The organism is Amycolatopsis sp. NPDC049691, from assembly GCF_040675005.1.
Classification (GTDB): domain Bacteria; phylum Actinomycetota; class Actinomycetes; order Mycobacteriales; family Pseudonocardiaceae; genus Amycolatopsis.
In genome coordinates this window covers 39652-45887 of sequence record NZ_JBFANX010000007.1, presented here as the reverse complement: position 1 = coordinate 45887, position 6236 = coordinate 39652, and the positions used below count along the sequence as shown (strand labels likewise).

Sequence of the window (6236 nt, the reverse complement as noted above, 5' to 3'; positions counted from 1 at the left end):
GGTGAGAAGGGTGTTCAGGTCTGTCGTCACAAACGGATCTTGAACACCCTTCGCCCATCTCTGATCACCACCCAGACTTACGCATCACTCGTCTAGGTGTCGAACGGCGTCCAGGCGGGGACGCTGTGCCCGGAACACAGCGTCGAGCCGGGTCGACACGATCGCTTCCACGATCGTGTCCGTGGTCGGGAACAACCGCTCGAGTTCGGCGCGGCTCACCCGGGCGCCGGCTTGGATGCGCGCCGGGCTGAGCGCGCTGACGCCGTGGCCCACCAGGAGGGCCGTCGCCGTGGCCACGACGCGGGCGCGGGAATCCGGCTCCGAGGTGTCGAGACGCGGGCCGGGCCCGTCGTTCCAGTCGGGCGTCATGGCTTGCACAGTAGTCGTTCCGGACCCGGCCGGGTGCATCCGCCCCCGGCCAAAAGTGGACTATATAGTCCTTAATTGAGAGGGCTCCGGCACCGACGGGGTCACCGCCTCGGTCGGGTGGATCCGGTCGCGCCCTCGATGAGCGCCTTCGCCAGCCCTTCGGCGTCTTCGAGCGGTCCCAGGTCGTTGAGCGAGGTGGCCGGCGCCCGGGCGCCCTCGAACAGCACGGCGAGCTGCCGGCCCAGGACTTCGGGCTGAGGCGCCCTGCGGCTTCTCCCTCCGCTCACCTCTCGCCGGGCGGGCTGTCGTACCGGAGCCAGGTGCCTGCCGTTGCGTGTTGTCCGATGCCCGGCTTGCGGTAGTCGCACACGCCGTCCGGGAAGGCAGCCCGCAGTCGGGCGCGTTCGGCGGGGGTGAACGACACCGGGTAGTCGCGGAAGTCGAGGGGTTTGCGGGCGCAGGCCAGGACGTCTTCGGTGAGCGGCCCGCCCGCTTGGAGCCGGGGGTCGGACCCGGTCGGGTAGGCGGTGCCGCACCGGCCGGTGGCCGGGTAGGTCAGGGGTTGCTCCAGGCGTTCGGTCGCGGAGAGGTAGCAGCCGTCGGTCAGGCCGGCCGGCTTGTTCGCGATCACCTTGGCCTGGCGGCTGCGCGGTGAGCGGTCCGCCTCGATGGCGGTCAGCCACCGGTCCATCGCCGCCAGTTCGTCGGCGCCGGCCGCCGCGAGCTGGTCGGGCGTGTACTGGTTCTCGACGATCACCTGGTTGGCCGCGGTGCCGTTGGCCTTCTGCAGCCGCGCGCGCAGGACGAACGACCACTCGCTCGTGTGGATGTCCAGCAGCGGCCCGGCCGTGTCGATGTGGACGCGCTGGTCGATGATCGGGGTCGTGCGCAGGCCGTTGCCGCCGCTGGGCAGGATGTCGTCGCGGTAGGCCGCGTGGACCGCCCGGGGGTCGGCTTCGCCGCGCTCGGCGACCGGGTTGCCGGCCGCGTCGTACCCGCCGATGCCCGCGTTGAGCGCGGTGAACTGCGCGGGGCTGATCCGGCCCTGCTCCAGGGCGGTCAGTCCGTATTGGACACCGGTGTTGTCGGCGAGGCCGGGGACGAAACCGGTTTCCGGGTCCCGGCCGAACTGGTTGGCGTACTGTTCGGCGACGCTGCACTTGACGCCGGTGGGGTTGGTGACGGGGTCGTAGATCGCCGATGCCGGGATCGCGGTGTTGTCGTCGGTGGCGATCCCGTGGTTGCAGCTGCCGGCCGCGGTGAGCCGGCTCGCGTAGCTGTCGTCCCAGGAGGTGCAGCTGTCGTAGTCGAGGAACCCGGCCACCGCCTGCCGTTCGGCGGCGGTGAACGTGATGCCGGGCTTCGCGAAGTACCGGTCGAGCAACCGGCAGTCCCCGGCGACGTCGAGCACCGTGAAGGGGTCGGGGAAGGAGAAGCCGGGGATGATGCCGTCCAGGATGCCGGGGTAGGCGTCGGCGATGTCGTACTGCTGGATCGATCCGCCGGATCCACCCCAGCCGATCGTGTGCGCCACCGGTCCGTAGGTGGTGACGAAGTGTTCCTTGACCATCATCGCCGCCTCGGCCGAGATGATCGTGGAGCAGTTGTTCTCCAGGACGTTGAGGCTGGACGAAGCGACCGCGTACCCCTGCGACAGGAACAGGTCGTCGAGGACGGTCCCGGTGCTGCTGCCCTGGTGGTGCCCGCCGTTGCAGCCGCCGCCGAAGGAGTAGACCAGCCTGCGGTTCCAGCTCGTGTCCGGCCGCAGCGGGGACGGCTCGTGCCCGTCGTGGAGCGCGGCCGTCTGGTAGACGGCGCGGTCGATCGTGCCGGTCTCGACCCGCACGACGTAGGGCACGGCGCGGCCGCCGACCGTGGCGGTCGCGAGGTCGGCGGGGCGGGCGTTCGGGTCGGTCAAGGGCCGGAAGGTGCCGCCGGTCGTCCGATACCGGTAGCTGACCACGGTCGGTGCGGAACACGCCGGGCCGTCGGCCGGGGCGAGGCCGAAGGCGGTGGTCTCGCAGTAGAAGGGTTGCTGCTGGGGGCCCGAGAACACCGGGCCCGAGGCGGCGTGGTCGACCACCGTCACCGCGGCCCGATGACGACCGGATTCCGCGACGAGGTCGTGCGTTCCGGGGCGGAGCCCGCGCACGAGCCCGAGGAAGCTCCCGTCCGCCTGGCGCGTCAGGTCCGCCACCGGGTGGCCGTCGGCCCGCAGGGCAACCGGGCCGGGGGCGGTCACCTGGACCAGCACCTCCGGGCCGCTGACCAGGTCGGGCCGCGGGTTGGACACGGTGGCGATGGTGACGCCTGGCTCGTCGTGCGCGGAAGCGGTCGCCGGTACCGAGGCGGCCAGCAGCGCAACGCCCGCCAGTCCGGCCGCGGCGGACCAGGCTCTCCGGTGTGCGAGTCGCATGGCTCACGCCTCCGTGGCGAGGCCGGTGATCGCCGCGACGTCCTCGCCGGACAGCTCGATTTCCGCTGCCGCCAGGTTTTCCTTCAGATGCGCGACGCTGGTCGTACCGGGGATCGGCAGCATCACCGGCGAACGGTGCAGCAACCACGCCAGCGCGATCTGCCGGGCCGTCACCCCGTGCCGGGCGGCGATCGGTCCGAGCACGGCCATGACCCGGTCCGGGTCCGGGGCTTCGGTGAGCGTGACCGGGTGCCATGGCGAGAAGACCACGCCGCTTTCCTCGGCTGCCCGAAGCAGGTCCGCGCCGGTGCGCGCACCGGCGTTGAAGTGCGCCGTGACCGCCGCGATCTCCACGATCTCCTGCGCGGCCCGGAATTGTTCGAGCGTCACATTGGACAGTCCGATGTGCCGGATCAGCCCTTCCTGGCGCAGCGCGGCCAGGGTGGCGACCTGGTCCTCGAACGGAGCGTCCGTGGCACGGCCGCTGTGCAGGTAGTACAGGTCGATCGTGGCCACCCCCAGCCGGCGCGCGCTCAGGTGGGCGCTTTGCCGCAGGTAACGGGGGTTGCCGACGGCGCCGAGCGTGGCGTAGTCGAATCCGCCGCGCACGAATCCGCCCTTGGTCGCGATGACCAGATCGTCGGGGTAGGGGTGCAGTGCGTCGCGGATGAGGACCTCGTTGGTGTGCGGGCCGTAGACGTCGGCGGTGTCGAGGAACGTGACACCGGCGTCGACGGCCGCGCGCAGGACGGCGATGCCGCCGTCGCGATCGGGGTACTCGCCCCAGACCTGCTTGCCCGTCAGCTGCATGGCACCGAAACCGATCCGGCCGACCCGCAGGTCACCGCCGATGGTGAGGACGCTCGAAGTCATCCGGACCTCCTGCTAGAGTGATAGACGGCTTCTCACTTTAACGGAGTCCGGTTATCACTTTCAAGAGGTGGAGGTATCCCGGTTGACGCTCGCCGAGCTGCTCGCCGAACGCCGCCCGCACCGCGCCGACGCCCGGCGCAACTTCGACGCCCTGGTCGCCGCCGCCACCGAGGCGTACACGGAACTCGGCGCGGACGTGGCCATGGAGGAGATCGCCCGGCGCGCCGGGGTCGGCATCGCCACGCTGTACCGCAACTTCCCGACGCGGACGGACCTGATGGAGTACGTCTACCTGACCTCGGTCGACGAGCTCGTCCGGTACGGGCGGCAACTCGACCGGGCGGACCCGTGGGCGGCGTTGTCGGGCTGGCTGAGCCGGTTCGTCACGCACCTGGCCACCAAGCACGTGCTCACGACGGTCCTCACCCGGGAATCCGCGGCGTACCTGCCGAGCCGGGAAGCGATCTACGGCGTCGCCGACCCGCTGTTCGAACTGGCCCGGCGGGCGGGGGCGGTGCGTGCCGACCTCACCGCCGACGACGTCATGCGCCTGGTGTTCGCGGTGACCGCCGGGATCTACGTCGACGACGCGCAGCGCGAGCGCGCCATCGGGATCGTGCTCGACGGGATCCGCTCCCCGGCGAGGTGACGCGGGCGGTCAGCCGGCGGTGGGGTCACCGTCGGCGAGGGCGGCCGTGACGTGGTGCAGCGTGGCCGCGCGGATCGCCCGGCTGTGCTCACCCGAGGGGAGTGCGCGGGCGATCGTCACGGCGCCCACGACCGAGGCCACCAGTGCCCACGCGCGCTCCGCCTGCTCCGTCGGCGAGCCGGGCAACGCCGGAACGAGCCGCTCGATCAGGGCCGTGATCCGGCGCTCGTAGGCTTCCCGGACCGCGTCGCTCGCGCGGGAGACGTCCGCGCTGAGCGCCGGCATCAGGCAGCCGTCCGCCACGGACGCGCAGTGCTCGTCGCTCAGGTAGACGTGCAGGAACTCGGCGAGCCGGCGACGCCGTTCGTCCGGGTCCAGGTGGTCGATCACGGCGAACTCGGCCCCGAGCTGCTCGTTCACGACCTGTTCGAGGAACGCCTCCTTGCTGCCGAAGTTCGAGTAGATGGCTCCGGACGTCACGTCCGCGGCCGACGCGAGACCGTCGACGCCGACGCCGCCGAAGCCCTTCTCCTTCAGCGGGCGAGCCGCCGCGGCCAGGATCGCGGCGCGTGCCGTCTCCTTGTGGTCCTTCGGGTACCGCACGCCGGTCCTCGCCTTCCGCCCTTGCCTTCACGCTGCCGCCACCATACGATAGCGATCGTTATATAGCGATCGTTATTCTATGAGAGAAACGAGAACCGCCATGTCCACGAGCCACAACGAAGCCCCCACTCGCACGGTGGACGTCGGCGGCACCGCCTTCGCCTACCGGGAAATCGGCACCGGCTCCGGTGTTCCGCTCGTCCTGCTGCACCACTTCACGGCCGTTCTCGACGACTGGGACCCCGCCGTGGTCGACGGCTTGGCCGCGCAGCGCCGGGTGATCCTGGTCGACCTGCGCGGCGTCGGCGCCACCGGCGGCAGCACGCCCGACAGCGTCGAAGCGATGGCCGCCGACGCCGTCGCCTTCGTCCGCGCCCTCGGCCTGGAGACCGTCGACCTGCTGGGCTTCTCCCTCGGGGGCATGGTCGCGCAGGCGGTCGTCCAGCAGGAGCCCGACCTCGTCCGCCGCCTGATCCTGGCCGGTACCGCACCCGCGGGCGACGCCGGACCCGCCAACGTCCTCGCCGTGCTGCAGGACGCGATCGAGAAGGCGACCGCCGCGGGCAAGCACCCCAAGCACTTCCTGTTCTTCTCCCCGACGGAAACCAGCCAGGTGGCCGCCGACGCGTTCCTCGCCCGCCTGGAGGAGCGCACCACCGACCGCGATCCCGCGGCCACCGACGAAACCATCGGAGCCCAGGTCACCGCGCTGGCCAAGTGGGAGCGCAGCAGCACACCGGCCGGCCTAGCGAACGTTTCGCAGCCCGTCCTGGTGGTCAACGGCGACAACGACGTCATGGTCCCGACGATCAGTTCGTTCACCCTCGCCCGGGCGCTGCCGAACGCCCGCCTGAGCATCTACCCGGACTCCGGCCACGGCGGGCTCTTCCAGCACCACGAGCTGTTCGTCCGGCAAGCGCTGGACTTCCTCCGCGACTGACCCCCCCCCGCCCGCTACCGCGGCACGGGCAGCGCGATGTTCGACGGGTGAGCCGCGTTGTGGTGCACGGTGTGCGTCACCGGGTTGAGCGTCGTCCCGGCGGCATCGCCGGTGCCGGGGTTGCGGGCGAATCGCGGGAACGCGCCGCCCGAGATCTGCAGCCGGATGCGGTGCCCGGCGTCGAACCGGTGTGCCGTGGGGTCGAGCGTGATCTCGACCCTGCGGACGTCGCCGGGCGTCGCGTCCGGCCCGGCGAACCGGATGATCCGGTCGGTGACGTTGCTCGAGCGGCCGGCCGGGTCGACGTCGCAGAGGCGGGCGAAGAGGTCGGCGTGGGCGTTGTCGGACGCCAGGTGCAGCTCCACGACCGCTGTTCACCGCCGCCC

General features: G+C 71.3%; 8 protein-coding genes. 2 read left to right on the top strand and 6 right to left on the bottom strand.

The window, feature by feature from the left end:
• Positions 1-84: 84 nt before the first annotated feature.
• The 4 genes from AB0J40_RS17645 to AB0J40_RS17630 all read right to left on the bottom strand — a co-directional run bounded on the left by AB0J40_RS17645 (position 85) and on the right by AB0J40_RS17630 (position 3658).
• On the bottom strand, positions 85-369 hold the full coding sequence (locus tag AB0J40_RS17645; RefSeq protein WP_364453838.1) for a hypothetical protein: 285 nt from the start codon (positions 367-369) through the stop codon (positions 85-87).
• 101 nt (positions 370-470) lie between these two features.
• Positions 471-656 carry a hypothetical protein gene (locus AB0J40_RS17640; protein WP_364453835.1) on the bottom strand — a complete coding sequence of 62 codons (186 nt, stop codon included), beginning with the start codon at positions 654-656 and terminating at the stop codon, positions 471-473.
• A complete protein-coding gene (locus tag AB0J40_RS17635) occupies positions 653-2785 on the bottom strand; it encodes a DUF6351 family protein (RefSeq protein WP_364453833.1) in 2133 nt (710 codons plus the stop codon). Before AB0J40_RS17635 ends, AB0J40_RS17640 begins: the two co-directional genes overlap by 4 nt.
• 3 nt (positions 2786-2788) lie before the next feature.
• Positions 2789-3658, bottom strand: coding sequence for an aldo/keto reductase (locus AB0J40_RS17630; RefSeq protein ID WP_364453831.1), 870 nt, complete (start codon positions 3656-3658; stop codon positions 2789-2791).
• Positions 3659-3725: 67 nt separating this feature from the next.
• On the opposite strand from AB0J40_RS17630, the gene AB0J40_RS17625 reads away from it, so the two are divergent.
• Positions 3726-4307: a helix-turn-helix domain-containing protein gene (locus AB0J40_RS17625; RefSeq protein ID WP_364453828.1), complete on the top strand. Its 582-nt coding sequence runs from the start codon at positions 3726-3728 to the stop codon at positions 4305-4307.
• Between the two features lie 9 nt (positions 4308-4316).
• Here AB0J40_RS17625 and AB0J40_RS17620 read toward each other — a convergent pair whose 3' ends face one another.
• Positions 4317-4910 carry a TetR/AcrR family transcriptional regulator gene (locus AB0J40_RS17620; protein ID WP_364453826.1) on the bottom strand — a complete coding sequence of 198 codons (594 nt, stop codon included), beginning with the start codon at positions 4908-4910 and terminating at the stop codon, positions 4317-4319.
• A gap of 100 nt (positions 4911-5010) precedes the next feature.
• Here AB0J40_RS17620 and AB0J40_RS17615 point away from each other — a divergent pair, with 100 nt between their 5' ends.
• Positions 5011-5850 carry an alpha/beta hydrolase gene (locus AB0J40_RS17615; protein WP_364453823.1) on the top strand — a complete coding sequence of 280 codons (840 nt, stop codon included), beginning with the start codon at positions 5011-5013 and terminating at the stop codon, positions 5848-5850.
• A 14-nt stretch (positions 5851-5864) separates the two neighbouring features.
• Here AB0J40_RS17615 and AB0J40_RS17610 read toward each other — a convergent pair whose 3' ends face one another.
• Complete coding sequence (locus AB0J40_RS17610) at positions 5865-6215, bottom strand: CocE/NonD family hydrolase (protein ID WP_364453820.1); 351 nt, start codon at positions 6213-6215, stop codon at positions 5865-5867.
• Between the last annotated feature and the right edge of the window lie 21 nt (positions 6216-6236).

Coding starts and splice junctions, on each gene's coding strand:
- AB0J40_RS17630 (WP_364453831.1), bottom strand. CDS start 3,658: ATGACTTCGAGCGTCCTCACCATCGGCGGTGACCTGCGGGTCGGCCGG.
- AB0J40_RS17615 (WP_364453823.1), top strand. CDS start 5,011: ATGTCCACGAGCCACAACGAAGCCCCCACTCGCACGGTGGACGTCGGC.
- AB0J40_RS17635 (WP_364453833.1), bottom strand. CDS start 2,785: ATGCGACTCGCACACCGGAGAGCCTGGTCCGCCGCGGCCGGACTGGCG.
- AB0J40_RS17645 (WP_364453838.1), bottom strand. CDS start 369: ATGACGCCCGACTGGAACGACGGGCCCGGCCCGCGTCTCGACACCTCG.